The following is a 19,376-nucleotide window of genomic DNA, read 5'->3' on the forward strand; positions in this document are numbered from 1 at the left end:
TCAATGCGAGATGGTTGAGACACTACAGATGGCGTGCAAACAGCAACTTTAAAATACAAGCTTCGCCGGACGAGGCCCTCAAGGAACTCAACAGGATTTGAAATAATGGCTGCAGCATCTACGCAACGCGCGCTTGTAGTCGATGACAATGCCGACGCGGCAGACCTGCTGAGCCTCGTCCTAAGGGCTTTAGGCTATCAGGTCGCTACCGAGTATCACCCTGTAAAGGCCCTAAATCGAGCGCAAAGTGAACTGTTTGATGTATTCGTACTGGACATCGGACTACCTGACATGGATGGGTATGAACTGGCGCGGAACCTGCTAACGCGCCCGGAGTGTGCAACTGCCCTGTTTATTGCCCTAACCGGTTATGGCTCCGAGGAGGACAGGAAAAAATCAAAGGCAGCAGGGTTTCATCACCACTTCGCCAAGCCGGCGAGCATCGAGAAATTGATGGGTGTGCTAGCTTTGTCCAATGGTAACCGCTGACTTTGGCCGGGGAGAAAGCGGAAGTCTTGTGTTACACGTTGGCTGTGGCGTTGATGTTCGGTAGCCGACGCCTGCCCCGCGCACGCAGATTTAGGGAGCTTTTCACCTGGGATGTTGGGGAACATGATTCCGTTTAGTGTCGCCGTGCGCTACTGCATACTGTAGTCAGCCGCCCTGTAACTGTCGCTAGCCACATTCGCGCGCGGATTCGGAGGAGAGAGGCGAGCGGGTGTGACGGCAGCCTTATCTGGTCCTCCCAGCGATACTTCCGAGATACCGGCCGGATTCTTCAGCATGGCGGAGCGCGCAGCTTACCGCGCAGATTAACGGAGGTTTTTGCACTCCGTCCGGTGAGACCTGACGCGCAGTACTACGTGCGTTGTTACTGGTGCACGGCAGTCTGCGCGTACATGCTGCCTAGCTTTACGACGTCAGTTTAGGGTCGTGATTCGTTGCCCGACGCCGCTGTGGGTGAACTACGCCCCGCTTCTCGTCCGCGCACCCAAGCCTCCACAGTCTCAAGTCGCCACTTTTGCAACGATGGATTTCCGCGAACATACATTCGTGGTGGCACTTGTATCGGATTGCGTTTCATGTTCCGCTCAATTGTGTCCACGCTATCGCCTAAGAGCATGGCGAGTTGGCTAATATCTAAAACGTCTTCCATTAAGTTCCTCATTTCAGCTCACCGAGGGGTTGGACGGGCTGTCGAAATCGGTGTGAAAGATGTATAGAGCTTATTTTTAGCCTTTCGATTTCCTATCCCAGGGCGTGGGAAGAGCGCTCTTACCTTCTGCTCTACGATTGAGAAAGGAACGTCGTAAGGGCACCAGCATTTGCAATGGACCTGTTGTAATGCGTTTAATGCTTGGAATGCGGCTCCAGCCCTATCCGTTGGCGGGACATCTTCCCCTGCTACTGCTAGCGTCTGCGGCGGCATGTAGCCATGACTGGTCGCCAGGCCCACTTGGCACAACGGGTGCATTGTTCTTCAGCATACTGCCTGACTTTCCGAACACGTTTTCGCATGACTTCCAACAAGGAACCGTATCTTTATCGGTCACCAAGCGTTCAAGATGCGCCGAATCCTTTCCTGTACTTCCAGCGTACCGATACCCGTCGCACTTACGGTTTGAATAAAGTGGCCGCTGGCCGAATCCGGCCAGCCAGATAAATCGTCGTCCAACGCGAACCACCCATCAGGTTGTCGAATTTGAACGTCCGACGTAACTTGTCTGCCACGAGGCCAAGCATCGAAATATCGCAAATTTTCAGGACTGTAAGTCGAACCAATGACTCGCTGCTGTAGACCAGCCGGCAGCATATCTCGGGCGTAATCGAATCCGAACTCAGCAACCCATGTCGTACTCAGAACAATGGACACATCAAGATGTGGCGCTAGCAAATCATCAAGGATGGGCGCCCACTCGAACAGCGCTCGGCCCTTCGCTTGCATATGAATCCCGAAGTCGCGGCTAAGGTAGACCTGGTCTGAATGCAGGACACCATCGAAGTCGAGGTAGCAAATTTTGGTCATGCCGTACTCCCATTGCCACGGTCGCTTTCATTGTTGGCCTGGGCTGCCGAGGCAGGTACCGGCCAACCCAAGATGGCCGCCGCGCGCCGTATAACCCACTTCATCTCGTCATCCGAACCCCATCCGGTTTTCATCGCGCGAACGCAATATTGGTCGAGGATTGCCTCCTCTGACATGTGTGACCTCTTGCCCAACTTACATTCCCTCGACTTGACGACAAATTGCTGGGCCAAGTCTTCGCAAATATCCCATCGACTGTATAACTCTTGCGGCGTACATCCGGGGAGATAGAAGCGACCGCCAGATGCAACAAGAGGCAACTTCGCCTGGTAGCCTGCCACTGAGCTATGTATCTGCGGCCGGGGGAAATCTTCGGGTATAGAGTAGTCTGGGCTTGTCAACGACGTCACCTTCAAGGGTTTGCTGTCAGCACTTGGCGATTGATGAACCAGCTCCGTATCGTCGCCTCCGATACAGGCAGCCAAGCGAGCTATCGCTTTCGAAGGGTCGAGCGGAACGCCTTCACCGCACTCAAAAGCGGTTCAAATTCGTGCAGCTCAATCAGCTCAAGAGGGGTTCGATTGCCGAGCGACTCGGCCGCTGTCGTAAAAAACCGGAACTTTTGTACACCATTACATGCGCCGAGAGAGGCCGAAACCGCGTACAGGGCCTTGGCATCGAATCTACGGTCGGCAAAGAAGGCAGGGATGTATGAGTCCCCACCCAAGTAATGAACCTCCTGGGGCATCTCGAAAATTTCACGACTAGCCAGTTTTTCGACCAGAGCTCTTTTACTCATCCCGGTCCTCCTGAGGAACTCGTCGTCACGAATGAGGGTTCCATCGTCGACGAGTCGCCCCCCTGCAGTGACAATCGCACGGTCAAGCTTCCACTGCTGATGTGCACGCTCAGCCGCAGCTGTGCGAGCTTTTCTTGGGAGCAGGAGTACACGCTGCGCGAACTCAATGAATTCGTTTTCGTCCCTCTTCGTCAACTCAGCCGTAGCTCTAGTGTAGGCCCGCATGACGTCGCGCTCCGAAAGCTCTGAACGCTCGCTTTCCGGGGTATCCAGGAAGGCTGTCAGAGCCGACTTATACAGCACGTACGAAGACAAAAAGAGCGGCGATGACATACATCTGTCCCTAAGAGCGGAAGGCTAGGAAGACCTGGAAGCAGGTGCTATACAAACCGCAGCTATCAGTAATACTTGATGCTGACGACCAAGTTCGAAGCGCCTGCTGGCGGCACAGGCTTGAGTATAGACTCAAATCATGTGACCGTAAAGTATGTGACCTCAAAAGCTGTGACCTCATAGGGCGTGGACATCTGCGAACTGTTGAGGGAACCTCACGCCTATATGTTCACTCCTAAAACCGAAGCGGAAGTACGCGCGACACTTTCAGAGTCTCTCAAACGGTACAGGGCACTGAGAAACCTGTCACAAGAAGAGCTCGCAACCGTCGCAGGCGTGAATCGCACTTTTGTAAGTCAAATCGAGAGACAACAGAAGAACGTCTCCATCGATAGCTTGAGGCGTCTGGCGAACGCTCTTCAGTGCGAGGTGCACCAGCTACTCGGTGGACAAGCGCAAGTCGACGAAGAGTGACCTGGCGAGCCTCGGTGCCCATCGCAGTACAAAGTTAACGGACTGCCTGAGGTTGTGCTGAGGTTGTGGTGAACTTGAAACCGATGCACCTGGCGGAGACCCCAGAGCAATTCGTTCACTTGGACGTCTATACCGATTTTGCAATCATGCCCACTGCAACGGCAAGGCAGACGAAAGCGAAAGCACCTCTCAGGTGAGACGGCGCCAAGCGGGATGAGAGCACATACCCAACTCCCATTCCTAGAGCTGCGCCTGCGGCAAATGGCAATCCGATGCTTAAGTCGAAATTTCCCGTCGATACGCTGGTGGCCACGCCAGCAAGGGAAATGAGCGCAATGACCGCCAGCGAAGTGGCAATGACTGACCGCGCTTCAAGGTCGGTGTAGCGCTGCAATGCTGGCACCATCACGAAGCCGCCTCCGACCCCGAGCAGTCCAGAGAGGATGCCAGCGATGCCGCCGAACAGTACAAGCGCACGGGCACATTTTGAAGTCCAGATGAACTGGCCACTCTCAGCGCTACGGACGCAGGGATGATGCGTATCCTTCCTCGGCGTCTGCGCCGAGCTTTGGCCAGCGCCCTTGAGACTATTGTAGGCAACCCACACCAGGACCCCTGCAAACATGATACTCAGCAGTTTCGTATCTAACCGGTGAGCTAACCACAATCCAAGCGGCGTCAACACGATGCCGCTAACGGCGATTAGCATGGCGGCCCTATAACGGACAATCTTCGTCCGCAACCCAACGATTGCCCCGACGGCCGCCGCAGTTCCCACAGCAAGCAGCCCAACAGGCCCTGCTTGGCTAACTGTTAGATGAAGACCAAATACCAGCATCGGGACAGCCAGAATGCCTCCTCCCGCGCCCGTTAGTCCCATGACGATGCCGACAAGAAGCCCCAGTGCCACCGTTAATGTCATCAGCCCCGCTCCAGCCCAGCCCGCACTGAAGCCTTGGACTTAGCGCGTTCCAATATTTCAAATATCGCCATACCAGTAAGCATCGCAAAGCAGAACACAGCAGGCTTGGCTCCTCCATACGCAAGTGAAGCCAAGACAGGTCCTGGACAAAATCCCGCCAAGCCCCAGCCTACACCGAAGGTGAGCCCGCCGATTACTAGCCGGCGGTCAATCTTCGTAGAGGTTGGGAGCGAAATGGCATTGCCCAGGACTGACTTCGGCCGCTCAAGCACAAAGGGGAAGGCAATTGCACCGACTAGCAATGCCCCACCCATCACGAAAGCAAGCGAAGGGTCCCATGCTCCCGCCAGGTCTAAAAAACCGAGGACTTTAGATGGGTCTGTCATGCCCGAAGCAATCAGACCCAAGCCAAACAACAAACCAGCCAACAACGCACTTACTACCTTCATCTTGAGCTCCTCATCCCAGCAAATGGCGAATTACATAGACGGTAACGAAACCGGCGAACATGAACGCGACAGTTGCCGCTAATGACCGAGGCGACCGTCGGGAAAGGCCGCAGATACCGTGTCCGCTTGTGCAACCTGAGCCATACCGGGTACCCAGGCCCACGAGCAGGCCGGCAACGATAAGAGTCCAGTAACCTGCATCGATTTGTACCGACGGCAGCTGCGCTACAAGCGCAAACATGAGCGGCGAAATCACCAGGCCTGCGACGAAGGCAAAGCGCCAAGAAATGTCGCCTCGCTGTGGACGCAAGAGTCCCCCGACGATGCCGCTGATACCGGCAATTCGTCCGTTAAGTATCAACAACAACGCGCTCGCGAGTCCAATTACGATGCCTCCGACAAGCGACGCCCAAGGCGTAAAGTGAGTCCAGTCGATTGTCATTTTTCTTCTCCCGTCTTGGGGCAGTACAGTTGATACAGCACCTGCAGCACAGCTAACGCCTCGGCACTTGCGATGCTGTAGAAGATTTGCTTGCCTTCGCGGCGGGTGCTCACTAGCTCTTCAGCGCGCAGGACTGTTAATTGCTGCGAGAGCGTTGGTTGGCGTATGCCAGTCATGGCTTCAAGCTCGGCTACAGCGAACTCGCCCTGTGTCATCTGGCACAGCAAGAGTAAGCGGTCTGGGTTGGACAGGACCTTCAGGAGGTTGCACGCTGCCCCAGCTGCAGCACGGAGTTGGACCAGGTCAATCATTGGTGTCGCCATGTTTGAATCCATTCGAGAGGTAAGCTTCAGAACACACTATATCACAACATAATATATTTTGTGATATATTGATGTCGACTGTCCTCCAGTTCAATATCCATCCAAGGAGCCATCATGATATTCAGACAACTCTATGAGCCGCTGTCGAGCACCTACACTTATCTTCTTGGTGACGAAGTTACTGGCCAAGCCATCCTCATTGACCCGGTTATAGCAACAATGCATCGCGACTTGGCAGAGGTGCGTCAGCTCGGCTTGACCCTGGCCTACACCGTCGATACTCACATACACGCCGACCACGTCACGGCAGCGCTGGAAATGAAGCGCACGGTCGGCAGCAAAATCGCCGCTCCCGCTTGGGACAGGTTACCTTGCGTCGACTTCGGCATCGAAGAGGGAACAACTTTTCAAGTCGGCGGCATCAGCCTGCACCCTTTACACACCCCAGGCCATACTGATGGCCACTTTGCATTTCTCTCTACAGGCAGAGTCTTCACAGGTGACGCGTTGCTCATCGACGGGTGCGGCAGAACAGACTTCCAGAACGGTAGCGCAGACGCTTTGTATAAGAGCGTGCGTGAGAAATTATTCTCCCTTCCGGATGAAACCTTGGTCTATCCGGCGCATGACTACAAAGAGCGTTTTGTCTCATCCATCGCTCAGGAAAAGGCGCGTAACCCGAGACTAGGAGGAGACAGGACTCTTGATGAATTCAAAACCATCATGGCGGGCTTGAACCTACCGTACCCTAAGTTCATCGACTATGCTGTGCCAGGCAACCGTCAATGCGGTGTTTGCCCACCCAACTTACCCGAGAACCTCGCCCAGTATTGCCAGCAGATGTCAGCTAGCCCCCAAGGCTGAGCGAACTACAACCATGGAGAACGACATGAAAAACTTCAATCAAATTGGGGACGGTGTGTTCTTGGGCCCTCAATTAAACGAAGGTGACCTGGTAGAAGCTAAGCGACAAGGAATCGCGACCTTGATTGACCTACGCTTGCCATCTGAGACAGCAACGCCGAATGCGAACTTGGCGCGAATGCACGAGCTCAATTATGTGAACGTGCCAGTCGACAAAGCAGCTCTGTCGACAGACCAAATTGCTGCCCTTGAGCGAGCCATTGCTCAGACGAACGGACCACATTTGGTTCATTGCGCTACCGGCGCAAGAGGTGCTCTTTTGCTTGCCCTCAGTCGAGCCAAACAGCAGGGTTGGACTGCCGAGCGCACGCTTGAGGAAGCTGCATCCATGGGCTTCAATCTTCAGGGTTCAGATGCGTTTGTGCAGTTCGTAAAAGAGCAACGAAAGCCATGAGCCTCGCGTAGGTACGCCACCTACTGAGCGGCTCGCAGGCGGGAAGGTAGCCCCGCCTGCGAACCTTTTGCTGGTCCCCTACCATTCAACCGCCCAGACACCTTTGACAGGAACAGCAGCTTGGCGACTAAGCATTTTTCCTCTCCCGCTCATGGCTTGGCAGTGTTCTCGCCACACTGCCCGCGACAAATCGGCTCCGGCTAATGACCTTTAGGTCTCTTACAGAAGTCCAAGTGTGGCCCAGGTGACGGCAACGTCAACGCATTCTTTGCTCGTTCCCGGCCTAGAAAAGAAAAGAACCTTTTTGGCCAACGAACTCATTCAAGTGTCGCTATACATGTCAGGCCAACAATACAGGGACAGACATGCAAGACTTCTTAATCGACTTAGCGGCCGTCATCATCATCTGCTCGCCTATGGTCGCAATCATCGCATTCGGCATTTACAAAGGAGACTTCTCAAGAGTTAGCGAACCTTCTTCGCCCCCGGACGAACTGGAGTTGCGTAGACGAGCGAACGAAACCATGCTCCGTCACGAACGGAGAGCATCGTACGAACGTAGCCAAACCGAGGCTCAAGCGCAACAGTGAACTATTCAAAATGATTCAAGCCCCCGAAGCAGTAGCTTGAGGGGTTTTATTCCTGCGACATCCCAGTACCGGCTCAACTACCGTCGCACCAATGCTAGGTCTAAGACGCGGTGCGCCTTTAAACCTGCTACCCAAATGCTCCCACACGCGGCTCTTTGTCATGCTGGCACAGCACTCGCGCTTTTCATCAGTCTTGAAAATCGGCCCCATTGCGATACAGCAGCACGACGACAGATGCCCTTAGTATTCGTAGCATCCCAACCATCGCCGTGAGACAATATACTCAGAGAAACTTTTTACCTTGCTATGATTTCGTTCCGCCACTTACGGAAGCTCAAGCCCGCGCGATTTTTCGTGATACCTGGGCTAGCTACAGAACACGGCCAAGCTATCGCACGTATGTGCTGGAGTTTAGTCTTCGCAGTCTACCTGTACTTTAGTCAGCAATTTAGAGGAACTCCGCAGTACTCAGCAGCGTGTACGCTTGCGGCAATCCACTTCGTCTTCGCCGTCTCGGCCTGGCTTCTCATAAGGTCAAAGGTTGGGGGTGCTCCCCTACGCTTTCTCACTATGTCGGTAGACCAAGCACTCTTCGCAACTACGCTCTACCTTACGGGCGAGATAGCAGCACCGTTTGTTCTGATGCCCGTATTGCTGACTTTTGGAAGCGGGCTTCGATATGGCAGAACCTATGCTGTTTTCTCCTCAACAATCAGCTCAGTGTTGACGTGCGCCGCATTGATGTACTCGCCCTACTGGGAACAATATCCCCCTATCCGTCTGGGGCTGGCTGTTGCCACTATCGTGCTTCCGCTGTATCTCTTCCGCTTAACAGACGCGCTTGCTTTCGAAATGCGTACTGACTCGCTGACGCAGTTACGAAACCGAATTGGCTTCGACGAACTCCTGGATGAGGTCTGTGAGAGTGCCATCTCTGCAGAGCACGAACGTGCTGTTGTCTTCATCGATTTGGATGGCTTTAAGAAGATTAACGACGTGCAGGGGCACGACGGTGGCGACCTCGTACTCAAACACGTAGCGCATTGGCTGAACGTGGAGCTAGGGCCTCTAGGTACTCCTGCACGGTTCGGTGGCGATGAATTTGCTGTCATCGTGGGGACGCGATTCGTTCGCGAGGATTTGGAGGCAGCCCTTACACGATTCCTTAAGCGCGCAGAAGCTGTAGGCGAGCTTTTCGAGAGTCCACTTGGCGCCAGTATCGGTGTCTACTATCTCGAGCCGGCTTCCGCGATAACGTCCCGATTTGCGTGCAAGGCTGCTGACCAATTGATGTACAGGGCAAAAAAGCTAGGCAAGAATCAGTTCGTCACCTCGACTAAACAGAACTTCTCCCCAGAAGGCTACCTAGTTGACTTGCCTAGCCTGCCTAACCCGGGGAAGGAAACCGCTCTAGCTGCGGTTACGTCGGTGCCAGCAGACTGCAGCCTTGATAACGTAGTTCAGTTTCACCTGTAGCGTCCTCACCTGCGACGGAGTAACGCTTCTACAAGCCCTAGCGAAAACGTACGTGTATCGAACTTCCTACGAAGCGGCTTTGCGGAGCGTGCCTACATCAGTCCAAACACCGTGGACAGACTAGAAATGGCGACATTGCAGTGCACATACGAAAGTGCGCGCTAAACTTTCTTAGTGATTGGGCGACATTTGTTGAAAATTCTTAGTTCCTGAGCGACAGTTGAAGCCGGATTCTGCGTTTTCTTAGTGGCTCTGCGACCTTCGGTTGCGTGTGTACATTCGAAGCAGGAAGAATTCTCGCTGAAGGCTCAAAGCTGGCCTGGTCAGTTGCAGAGGGCCTGGCACGGGGCGCAGCATTATATTTAAAATCAATTTATAAGAACCAACACTTGGAATTTTTATGGCGAGACTAGGTTTCGATAGGCGTACAGGGCTCATCTATGAAGGCATGGATGGTCCAACTCATCCGGTGTGGCCTACTCCAGCTCTGTCTCAAGCAACATTGATTGAGAAGCCAGAAGACCTGGAACGTATCCCAGGTGATTTCGACGGCTTAGGCTGGACCTTCATCGACGGCAGCTTTGACCCTGGAAGTCGTGTACGCCGAGGGCGACTATTCCAGAAATTTGGCGCAGTCAGCTGGGAGCGGACTCAAGTCGAAGCTCATCCTGCTATCAATTCCGACCTGCAGAAGGCAACTATCAATGGCGGCCACGTGAGCAAAGAGCTCAGCGTCTACTACGAGTGTACCGAACTTCTTCAAAAACCCAATCGTGGCGAAGGCCTCCAGCTGGCTCTAGGTCGAAAAGACGGTCATTCGTTGTGGCGCATACTTCAAACCGAACGAATCGCTTCAGGCGACGTGCTGGTCACGCTTCGGGCAGAGTCGGCGTTTGGCGTAATTCCACAACTAGATGCCAATCAGATTGCAACCGGCGCCTTACCAGGTGTGCAGGCCGCGCTGGACCGAGTGGTCAACTCGGCGTACCGCGAGCTACCGCAGTCCGTGGTCGACCACTGCCGAAATGCCGCAGTCATGATTACCTCGCGGTGGATGCAGAAGGTGACTCACTCTGCTAAGCCCATTGAGCAAGACCTTGGTCACTGGATAAACGCAGTACGCAGTCAGTTTGGGGACGGTAAGCGGGTCGCGCTTCGAAGCGCCCTTGAGACAATCAACCGACTGCATCCACGGGGTAAAGACAATGAGTCATTCAAGCACACATTGCGTCAAATTAACGAACTTGATGCTGAGTACGCTCTCCATGCCTTGGGCTTCGTCATCCGCGAGGTGAATTGGGGACAGTAGTCCTAACGACGAGCATTGCTCACGGCCCAAATCAGGTGCTTGCACAGAGCCCCCGTGCCTCACGCCGATAGTATCGTAGTCCAATCGCGAACACTTCCACCACTATGAACTCATCGGCCTATACCTCAAACTCATCGACGGAAGCGATGCGAAATGGCCCGCGTTAGACCTGCCATCGTTATCGGCGCATCAGCATGGTTGATTAGGACAAAGTTGTAGTCTGACCCTCAGGTAGCCCCGCTGGCGGAAGCTGGCGGGGCTTTTTATGTAGCAACCGGGTTTATACTCTCAACGCAAAAGCCTTGCGCTCTAGCGACGAAGGTCGACAACAGTTTAATAATGAGCGCAATACGCGTCTAACATCTCCCCTATCTCGTCCCTCGACGCGCAAAGAGAAAGCGTATCGAGAATTACTGTTTCTACCTCTTCTTCTGTCCAATAGCAGGCGCGAGCCGCGAATCGAAACGCCACGATATCCTCCCCCGCGTCCTCGAAGTTCAGCTCACACCTAACGCGTGGTAAGTCTGCTAAGTTCCTCATTTGGTCTCTCTTCAGTACGATAATCCCAATCTAGCGAGTGAATTTATACGGACTCGTGCCGCCTTACGTACCTCTAAGTAGTAGTGGTCCTCGCAAACCCGCAATGCCAGACCTGCTTGAGGGTGTAGAAAAATAGCGATAACTCGCCAGGCTACACAGACGACCACCAGTGGCGGACAGGCTCGTCCGCGCTTAAGGTGGCTTGCCTGGAGCAGTTTGATGACAAAATACCTAGATATTGACGACCTTGCGGTCCTCTTGGGGCAAAGCACGCAAACCATCAAGAAAAAGCTTGCAACGTCCCACATCAGCTTCCTCCGAAGATGCACATCCCTGGCAGCAAAATGCTGAGATGGCGGACGCATGAGGTCCAAAATTGGTTGATTGAAACGGGACGAAGCAAGGTAATGGCGAAATAGTGTGCGCCGATGAGATGACGTGGAACGTTAGCACGGCAGCAAAAACAGAAATTTCGGATAATCGACTTACAAGTTCGCGTCATGTCGAGCGAAAACCACGAGGTGCGTTATCGAAAATGACTTTGAGCTGTGTACGATTGCTATAGTCAAATCACGCAATCGACGAAAATTACCGAAAAATTTCCTTTAGCCCAACTTTCTCAACCGATTGTCATGTCGATGAAGAAAGAAAAGCTAATCACTGGGCGGTAAACCTGCCTCGTGCACCAGAGTGTTTTCGCTGAACCCAGATTCAACTGCCCCGGCAGTTCCCGCTGTGGACAGTCCTGCGGAACGTGTGAACAAGCTATTGACAACGAAAAGCCGTTGTCAACAGCTTGCTCACACTCTGACCACAGGAGTCCCGTGAGCACTTGGGCGCAAAACGATTGGCAATTTTATGTTTTTTACCGATTGACTTCATTCGTGGCAAAATTTAGGTCGCCGCTAGTTTCGAACAAATATCCAAGGCTCTAGTCGGACAATTTCAGGCTGTTTTCGGGATGCGTCATATGTGTTCGACTGGGCCTGGGCCGACGCCTACGGGCGCAACGGACTCGATTACTACCCGAAGCTGCTGAGCGCCATCCCGTTCACGCCGGTGGCCGGGCCGCGCCTGATGGCGGTGGACGACGCCGCCCGCGCGGCCCTGGTCGAGGTGCTGGTGGCGACGCAGGAAGCGACGGACGTCTCCTCCTGCCACGTGCTGTTCCCGCCGGAAGAAGAGGCGCGCCGCCTGGAGGATGCCGGTTTCCTGCTGCGCAGCGGCGTGCAGTTCCACTGGTTGAACCAGGGGTACAAGGACTTCGACGAATTCCTGGCCACGCTCGAACAGAAGAAGCGCAAGAACATTCGCGCCGAACGCAGGAAAGTGCGCGAGGCCGGCGTCAGCCTGCGCCGGGTGCGCGGGCGCGATGCGACGGATGCGGACTGGGTGCTCTTCAACCGCTGCTACCGCCGCACCTACCAGGCCCACCATTCGACGCCCTACCTGAACCTGGACTTCTTCCGCCGCATTGGCAACACGATGCCGGACAACCTCCTGCTCGTGATCGCCTCGCGCGACGGGCGCGACATCGCGGCCTCGCTCGTCATCCACAACGAGACCACGCTGTTTGGCCGCTATTGGGGAGAGCTGGAACACGTGCCCTGCCTGCACTTCGAAGCGGCGTACTACCAGCCGCTCGAGTTTTGCATCGAGCAGAAGATTCAAGCTTTCGAGGGCGGCGCACAGGGCGAGCACAAGATGGCGCGCGGCTTCCTGCCGACCCGCACCTGGTCGGCGCACTGGCTGGCGCATCCTGCGTTCGCGGATGCGATCGAGCGCTTCCTGGAGCGTGAAAAAGATGGGATCGACGACTACATGGACGAGCTGAACGAGCGCAGTCCCTTCCGTTCCGCTAGCGCGTAAGCCTGGCCAGTGCCGCCGGCAAGCCCTCGGCCGCCAGCACGTAGCGGCCATAGGGTACCCCGTGTATCGGGTCGAGCGCGCGGTCGTGCGTGAAGCCCAGGTCGGTGTAGAGGCGCAGCGCCGAGGACATGATGGGACTGGTATGCAGGCCGACGGCCGGCGCCCCGTCGCGCATGGCGCAGCGCAGGCAGGCCGCCACGAGCTGCCGCCCGATTCCCCGGCCGCGATGCGCGGGGGCGACCACCAGCATCCGGATGACCGACCAGTCTTCCGGGAAGATGCTGCTCCTCGGCCGGCCCGGCCCGACGTGCACCACGGCGCCAGGCACGTCGTCTCCGGACTCGGCCACCAGCAGGTCGGCGTGGGCGGCAAGGTCCGCCATCTGCGCCAGGCGCGCGTTGAACGCGGGCCAGTCCTCGTAGTCCTGCGCATACTGGGCAAAGGCAGCCTGGGCCACACTGTTGACGGCGGCGCGGTCGGCCGGTCGAAATTCTCGGATCACGATGCTCATCTATGAAAGATCTCCCTCGGTCGTGGCGGTCTTGTTTCCCTGCGCTGTCCCGCCATCGCATGCTTTGGCCGCATCCTCCCAACGTGCGCCGCGGTCGAGGCAAGCGTCGATCGACCAGTACCGGCCGAGCCACAGGCAGCCAATGACGACCAGGGCCGCCAGCCCGATCAGCAACAGGGCAGCCAACAGCCTTGCCGGTAACAGAAGAGCAGAGTTCGGCTTGTGCATGGCGTTCAACCCAGCGCCAAGTCCACCCCATCGGCCACGAACAGGTCCGGATGGTTCTCCGCGCACTCGCGCAGCAGGTTCCACACCACCTTCACCCGGCGCAGCCGGTACAGGTCGGTCGGCGCCGCCAGCCAGAACGAACGCTCGGCCTGGAAGCCGGGCAGCACCCGCACCAGCCGGCCGTCGTCGGGTATCGCGTACGGCGGCGCCATCATCAGGCCCATGCCGAGCGAAGCGGCTTCCAGCTGCGCCGTCATGCCCGAGCAGCAGATGCGCCGGCGCGGGGTGAACCCGAGTTCGTTCAGGTAGGACAGTTCGCGGCTGGCCAGCCGGTCCTGCACGTAGTCGACGAAGTCGTGGCGCGCCAGGTCGGCCTGGGTGCGGATCGGCGGATGGCGCGCCAGGTAGGTGGGCGAGGCGTACAGGTAGAAGTGGAAGGATGCCAGCCGCGTGACCATGTAGCGGCCGGTGGTGGGCGGGTCGAGCATGACGCCGAGGTCCGCCTCGCGGTTGGCCAGGTTGGCGAAGCGCGGCAGCGCCAGCAGGTCGATCGACAGGTCCGGGTGCTGCTCCAGCAGTTCGGCCAGCAGCGGCGCCACCACGCGCACCCCGAACACTTCCGGCACCCCGAGCCGCACCACGCCGTGCGCGGCCACCTCGGCCCCGCCGATCTGTTCGGCCGCGGCCAGCGCCGCTCCTTCCATCGCCTCGGCATGCGGCAGCAGCGCCTGCCCGACTTCGGTCAGCTCGTAGCCTTCGCGCGAACGGTCGAACAGGGTCGAGCCGAGCTGGGCCTCCAGCCGGTCGATGCGGCGCGCCACCGTGGTGTGCTCCACCTCCAGGCGGCGCGACGCCCCGGACAGGGTGCCGGCGCGCGCCAGCTCCAGGAAGAATCGCAGGTCGGTCCACTCGGGAAGCGTATTCATCGTCACTTGTTCGATATCAAGATGACATATTGTGCACCAGTGCACATTGCCCCTGCAACGATTTGTCGCAATCGCATGGCCGGCGCCTGGCTTTGGTGCGCGATTGGCCACACTCCCCGTTAAGACACGCACAAGGCTGGTGCAGATGGCTGTGCATTTTTGCACAACGGGGTGGGCAATTGTTGACTATCTAAGCAAACCCAAGCGAGGCACACTGCTGACCATGCGAAAAACCGAACGCATGCCGGAATCTAAAAACTAGGAGACATCAATGCGTCTGACCAAGAACAAACTGAAGCTGCTGAACCCCGCCATCCAGTCCGCCGTGGCCTTGCTCGTCCTGTCGGGCGGCAACGTGGCCTATGCTCAGGACGCCGGCGGCGCACCGCCGGCGGCCACCGCCGAAGAAGGCGTCAACAAGGTGGTCGTGACCGCCCGCCGCCGTGAAGAATCCCTGCAGGACGTGCCGGTCTCGGTGACCGCCTTCAGCGCCGACCAGCTGTCGAAGACGGCCACCCCGGACATCACCGCCCTCGCCCTGGTCCTGCCGAACACCACCCTGAAGGCCTCGCGCGCCACCAACTCGACCCTGACCGCCTTCATCCGCGGTGTCGGCCAGGCCGACCCGCTGGCCGGCTTCGAGTCGGGCGTGGGCATCTACATCGACGACATCTACCTCGCCCGTCCGCAGGCCGCCGTGGCCGACATCTACGACGTCGAGCGTATCGAAGTGCTGCGCGGCCCGCAGGGCACGCTGTACGGCCGTAACACCATCGGCGGCGCCGTCAAGTACGTGACCCGCAAGCTGGCCCCTCAGGCCGACGGGCGCCTGCGCGCCACCATCGGGCAATACGGCCAGAAGGAAATCGTCGCTACCGCCAGCACCCCGGTCTCGGAAACCGCGCGCATCGGCGGCACCTTCGCCCATTTCAAGCGCGACGGCTTCGGCAAGAACCTGACCACCGGCGGCGACAACTACGACAAGGACGTCACCGCCGCCCGCCTGTCGGCCGAATTCACGCCCTCGAGCAACCTGTTCATCCGCCTGGCCGGCGACGCCACCCAGGACGATTCCAGCCCGAAGAACGGACACCGCCTGATCGTCGGCCGCACCAGCGGCGCGCCGATCCTGAGCAACGTCTTCGACACCCGCGCCAACCTGATGAGGGCCCTGGGCAAGGACCAGAAAGTCACGGCGCACGGCGTCTCGGCCACGGTCGAATACACCCTGAACGACGAATGGACCTTCAAGTCGATCACCTCGTCGCGCAAGGACAAGTCGTACGCGCCGATCGACTTCGACTCGCTGGCCGTGGTCGACATGGAAGTGCCGGCCCTGTACACCAACAAGCAGTTCAGCCAGGAATTCAACCTCACCTACACGGGCGAGCGCCTGCAGGGCGTGGCCGGCATCTACTACATCGATGCCAACGCCTTCAACAAGTTCGACACCATCCTGGCGGGCGCGGTGCCGACCTCGACCTACACGGAGGGCGACGTCGACACCAAGGCCTGGGCGATCTACGCCGACGGCAGCTACAACCTGACCGACGCCTTCAGCGTTTCGCTGGGCGGCCGCTACACGGTCGACCAGCGCGACGCCGAAGTGCTGCGCCAGATCTACCTGGGCGCCAACGGCACCCCGGGCCTGGGCAATGCCGGCGCCATCCTGTTCCGCACCGACACTGACCTGCGCGGCGGCGTCCTGAGCCGCAAAGACAAGAAGTTCACCCCGCGCATCGCCGTGAACTACAAAGTGAACGCGGACCACAACGTGTACGCGTCCTACTCGGAAGGCTTCAAGGGCGGCGGTTTCGATCCGCGCCTGAACGTGGTCGGCACCCGCATCCCGCTGTCGGTGGCGCGCGCCGGGTATGCACCGGAGACCATCGAAACTGTCGAACTGGGCCTGAAGTCGTCCTTCCACGGCGGCCGCATCACCACCAACGCAGCGGTCTTCCACAGCGACTACCAGGACGTGCAGATTCCCGGCTCGGTGGCGATCGACACCAACGGCGACGGCAAGGACGACAGCTTCGCGGGCGTGACCACCAATGCGGGCAAGGCCAAGATCAAGGGCGCGGAGCTGGAAGCCGTCGCCAACTTCACCCGCAACTTCATGGTCGCGGGCATGTACAGCTACATCGATGCCGAGTACAAGGAATACCTCGCGGCCGGCGTCAACGTGGCAAGCCAGCGCAAGTTCCAGAACACCCCGAAGAACTCGGCCAACCTGCGCTTCAACTACGACATCCCGATGCCGGTGATGGGCCGCGACGGCAAGATTTCGCTGATCGGCAGCGCCTCGTACAAGGGCGCCACCGCCCAGTTCGAAACCGCATCGCCGCTGGACCAGGAATCGTACAAGCTGTATGACGCCAGCATCGTCTGGACCCGCACGGACGGCAAGGTGCGTGTCGGCCTGCACGGCAAGAACCTGGGCGACAAGCACTACCGGACCGGCGGCTACCTGTTCCCGACCCTGGGCAACGAAGGCACCCTCACCGCGTTCTACGGCAACCCGCGCCAGGTCTCGGCAACGCTCGAGTACCGCTTCTAAGGTCGCACGCCCGGCTTGCCGGGCTTTCCCAGCATTCTCCCGGCTGGCGCCCCGCACTCAGTGCAGGGCGCCGGCAGGGAGGCTTGCCGCCCTCGCATTCATCAGCACCGGCTCCGGCCGAGCCGAACGACTCACAGGATCAAGCCAGCGTGTCCACATTCACACCTATCAGCTACACGAGCAGCGACGGGCTGGCGCTGTACGCACGCGACTATCCAGCAATGCGCGATGTCATGCCTGCCGCAGGCGCGGACGCCCAGGTGGCTGCACGGCTGCCGGTCATCTGCATCCATGGCCTGACCCGCAATTCGTCCGACTTCGACGAACTCGCTCCCGAGCTGGCCGCCACGGGGCGGCGCGTGATCGCGGTCGACGTGCGCGGCCGCGGCCACTCGGCGCACGACCCGAATCCTGCCAACTACAACCCGGCGGTCTATGCCGGCGACATCATCAAGCTGATGTCCGACCTGGGCCTGGGCCGCGCCGTCTTCGTCGGCACCTCGATGGGCGGCCTGATTACCATGACCCTGGCGGCGCGCCGGCTCGACCTGATCGCCGCCGCCGTCATCAACGACATCGGCCCCGTGATGTCGCTGCGCGGCCTGCAGCGCATCGCGGGCTACGCGGGCCGCTGCGGCACGCTCGCCTCCTGGGACGATGCGGCCGCCTACCTGCGCGACATCAATGCCTGCGCCTTCCCCGCCAACTCCGACGAGGAATGGAGCAAATGGGCGCGCCGCGCCTTCGAACAGAAAGATGACGGGCGGCTGGCGCTGCGTTACGATCCGAACATCGCCACCGCGATCCAGACGGGTAAACTGCGTCCGACCTCGCTGCCCGCCCGCATGGCGTTTCGCCGCCTGGCGCGGCGCCGTCCGACACTGCTGGTGCGCGGCGCGCTATCCGACCTGGTCGAACCCGAACAGGCCGAGTGGATGCGCAAGGCGGCCCCGGAACTGCATTACGCGGAAGTACCGAACGTCGGCCATGCGCCCATGCTCACTGAGCCGGAAGCACTTGGCGCGATCCGGACCTTCCTGGCCAAGCTACCCTGAAGAGAATCACAAGGAGACTGACATGAACCACCTGATCAAACCCCTGTCCATCGCGATCCTCGCCGCCTTCGCGGCCGGCGCCGCACCAAGCGTGTATGCTCAGGGCAAGGACCTGAAGATCGCCCTCATCGCCGGCAAGACCGGCCCGCTGGAAGCCTATGCCAAGGAGACGGAGACCGGTTTCAGGATGGGCCTCGAGTATCTTACCGGCGGCACCATGCAGATCAATGGCCGGAGAATCAAGGTCATCGTCAAGGACGACCAGTCCAATCCGTCGCTGGGCCGCACCCTGCTGGCGGAAGCCTACGGCGACGACAAGGTCGACATCGCGGTCGGCACCACCTCATCCGGCTCGGCGATCGCCATGCTGCCGGTGGCGAAGGAATACAAGAAGGTGCTGATCGTCGAGCCGGCCGTGGCCGACGCGATCACCCAGGAAAAGTGGAACAAGTATATCTTCCGCACCGCGCGCAGCTCGACGCAGGACGCGCTGGCCGCGGCCAGCACCTTCAGGAGCGGCAGCGTCGGCTTCCTGGCCCAGGACTACGCGTTCGGACGCGACGCCATCAAGGCGGCCAAGGAAGCGCTCAGGACCACCGGCAGCAAGGGCGTCGTCGTGCACGAGGAGTATGCGCCGGCCACCGCCACCGACTTCACCGCACCGGCCCAGCGCCTGTTCGACAAGCTGAAGGACAAGCCGCAGCCGCGCGTGCTGCAGATCGTCTGGGCTGGTCCGAACCCGATGAACAAGATCGCCGACCTGAAGCCGGAACGCTTCGGCATCCATCTCGCCCCGGGCGGCAACATCCTGCCGGTGATGAAGACCTGGAAGAACTTCGCCGGCACCGAAGGCACGATCTATTACTACTACGCTTTCCCGAAGAACAAGATGAACGACTGGCTGGTGGCGGAACACACCAGGCGCTACAAGATGCCGCCCGATATGTTCACGGCAGGCGGCATGGCGGCGGCCGGCGCGGTGCATGCCGCGTTGAGCAAGGCGCCCAATGCGAAAAACGGCGACGAGATGGTGGCGGCGATGGAAGGCATGAGCTTCCCGACCCCGAAAGGCACGATGAGCTTCCGCAAGGAAGACCACCAGGCGATCCAGCCGATGTACCACTTCCGCATCAAGAAGGACCAGAAGAGCGAGTGGGACCTGCTGGAGCTGGTGCGCGAGATCCCGGCATCCGAACTGCCGCTGCCTGTACGGAACAAGCGCTGAC

Annotated in this window: 18 protein-coding genes and 1 pseudogene; 10 read left to right on the plus strand and 9 right to left on the minus strand. The window is 58.5% G+C overall.

What is annotated here, in order from left to right; translation table 11 throughout:
* Positions 1–105: 105 nt before the first annotated feature.
* Complete coding sequence (locus tag AC56KL_RS06305; protein WP_497179295.1) at positions 106–489, plus strand: response regulator; 384 nt, start codon at positions 106–108, stop codon at positions 487–489.
* 1,060 nt (positions 490–1,549) lie between these two features.
* Here the strand turns inward: AC56KL_RS06305 and AC56KL_RS06310 are convergent.
* Both AC56KL_RS06310 and AC56KL_RS06315 read right to left on the minus strand, forming a co-directional pair.
* Complete coding sequence (locus AC56KL_RS06310; protein ID WP_497179296.1) at positions 1,550–2,026, minus strand: HAD domain-containing protein; 477 nt, start codon at positions 2,024–2,026, stop codon at positions 1,550–1,552.
* Positions 2,027–2,516: 490 nt separating this feature from the next.
* Complete coding sequence (locus AC56KL_RS06315) at positions 2,517–3,158, minus strand: hypothetical protein (RefSeq protein ID WP_497179297.1); 642 nt, start codon at positions 3,156–3,158, stop codon at positions 2,517–2,519.
* 225 nt (positions 3,159–3,383) lie between these two features.
* Between AC56KL_RS06315 and AC56KL_RS06320 the strand changes: the two genes are divergently transcribed.
* Entirely contained in the window at positions 3,384–3,632 is a 249-nt protein-coding gene (locus AC56KL_RS06320) for a helix-turn-helix domain-containing protein (RefSeq protein ID WP_497179298.1), read from the plus strand.
* Between the two features lie 127 nt (positions 3,633–3,759).
* Here the strand turns inward: AC56KL_RS06320 and AC56KL_RS06325 are convergent, their stop codons facing one another.
* The 4 genes from AC56KL_RS06325 to AC56KL_RS06340 are packed head-to-tail and all read right to left on the minus strand — an operon-like array spanning position 3,760 to position 5,768.
* Positions 3,760–4,554: a sulfite exporter TauE/SafE family protein gene (locus AC56KL_RS06325; protein ID WP_497179299.1), complete on the minus strand. Its 795-nt coding sequence runs from the start codon at positions 4,552–4,554 to the stop codon at positions 3,760–3,762.
* A complete protein-coding gene (locus AC56KL_RS06330) occupies positions 4,554–5,003 on the minus strand; it encodes a DUF6691 family protein (protein WP_497179300.1) in 450 nt (149 codons plus the stop codon). The genes AC56KL_RS06325 and AC56KL_RS06330 overlap by 1 nt, the downstream gene beginning before the upstream one ends.
* Positions 5,004–5,013: 10 nt before the next feature.
* The gene (locus tag AC56KL_RS06335; RefSeq protein WP_497179301.1) at positions 5,014–5,445 is read right to left on the minus strand and encodes a YeeE/YedE family protein; all 432 of its coding nucleotides are present in this window, start codon (positions 5,443–5,445) and stop codon (positions 5,014–5,016) included.
* A complete protein-coding gene (locus AC56KL_RS06340; protein WP_497179302.1) occupies positions 5,442–5,768 on the minus strand; it encodes a metalloregulator ArsR/SmtB family transcription factor in 327 nt (108 codons plus the stop codon). Before AC56KL_RS06340 ends, AC56KL_RS06335 begins: the two co-directional genes overlap by 4 nt.
* 114 nt (positions 5,769–5,882) lie before the next feature.
* Between AC56KL_RS06340 and AC56KL_RS06345 the strand changes: the two genes are divergently transcribed.
* From AC56KL_RS06345 to AC56KL_RS06365, 5 genes and pseudogenes are all read left to right on the plus strand, one after another.
* Positions 5,883–6,632 carry an MBL fold metallo-hydrolase gene (locus AC56KL_RS06345; protein ID WP_497179303.1) on the plus strand — a complete coding sequence of 250 codons (750 nt, stop codon included), beginning with the start codon at positions 5,883–5,885 and terminating at the stop codon, positions 6,630–6,632.
* A gap of 25 nt (positions 6,633–6,657) precedes the next feature.
* Positions 6,658–7,086 carry a protein tyrosine phosphatase family protein gene (locus AC56KL_RS06350; protein WP_497179304.1) on the plus strand — a complete coding sequence of 143 codons (429 nt, stop codon included), beginning with the start codon at positions 6,658–6,660 and terminating at the stop codon, positions 7,084–7,086.
* 1,232 nt (positions 7,087–8,318) lie between these two features.
* Complete coding sequence (locus AC56KL_RS06355; protein ID WP_497179305.1) at positions 8,319–9,152, plus strand: GGDEF domain-containing protein; 834 nt, start codon at positions 8,319–8,321, stop codon at positions 9,150–9,152.
* A 448-nt stretch (positions 9,153–9,600) separates the two neighbouring features.
* Positions 9,601–10,461, plus strand: coding sequence for a hypothetical protein (locus tag AC56KL_RS06360; protein ID WP_497179306.1), 861 nt, complete (start codon positions 9,601–9,603; stop codon positions 10,459–10,461).
* A gap of 1,509 nt (positions 10,462–11,970) precedes the next feature.
* A pseudogene (locus tag AC56KL_RS06365) lies at positions 11,971–12,870 on the plus strand (GNAT family N-acetyltransferase); the annotation flags it as partial.
* Here the strand turns inward: AC56KL_RS06365 and AC56KL_RS06370 are convergent.
* From AC56KL_RS06370 to AC56KL_RS06380, 3 genes are read right to left on the minus strand one after another with little or no spacing between them, the layout of a single operon-like run.
* On the minus strand, positions 12,860–13,381 hold the full coding sequence (locus AC56KL_RS06370) for a GNAT family N-acetyltransferase (RefSeq protein WP_497179307.1): 522 nt from the start codon (positions 13,379–13,381) through the stop codon (positions 12,860–12,862). The pseudogene AC56KL_RS06365 and the gene AC56KL_RS06370 sit on opposite strands and share 11 nt — an antisense overlap.
* Positions 13,382–13,609: a hypothetical protein gene (locus AC56KL_RS06375; RefSeq protein ID WP_497179308.1), complete on the minus strand. Its 228-nt coding sequence runs from the start codon at positions 13,607–13,609 to the stop codon at positions 13,382–13,384.
* Positions 13,610–13,614: 5 nt separating this feature from the next.
* The gene (locus AC56KL_RS06380) at positions 13,615–14,535 is read right to left on the minus strand and encodes a LysR family transcriptional regulator (protein ID WP_497179309.1); all 921 of its coding nucleotides are present in this window, start codon (positions 14,533–14,535) and stop codon (positions 13,615–13,617) included.
* 271 nt (positions 14,536–14,806) lie between these two features.
* On the opposite strand from AC56KL_RS06380, the gene AC56KL_RS06385 reads away from it, so the two are divergent.
* The 3 genes from AC56KL_RS06385 (at position 14,807) to AC56KL_RS06395 (ending at position 19,375) form a co-directional block, all read left to right on the plus strand.
* On the plus strand, positions 14,807–17,095 hold the full coding sequence (locus tag AC56KL_RS06385) for a TonB-dependent receptor (RefSeq protein WP_497179310.1): 2,289 nt from the start codon (positions 14,807–14,809) through the stop codon (positions 17,093–17,095).
* A 149-nt stretch (positions 17,096–17,244) separates the two neighbouring features.
* Positions 17,245–18,150, plus strand: a complete 906-nt coding sequence (locus AC56KL_RS06390) for an alpha/beta fold hydrolase (protein ID WP_497179311.1) — start codon at positions 17,245–17,247, stop codon at positions 18,148–18,150.
* A 22-nt stretch (positions 18,151–18,172) separates the two neighbouring features.
* Positions 18,173–19,375: a substrate-binding domain-containing protein gene (locus AC56KL_RS06395; protein WP_497179312.1), complete on the plus strand. Its 1,203-nt coding sequence runs from the start codon at positions 18,173–18,175 to the stop codon at positions 19,373–19,375.
* Position 19,376 lies beyond the last annotated feature (1 nt).

The sequence above is a fragment of the Telluria sp. ZB4P34 genome (assembly GCF_059686055.1).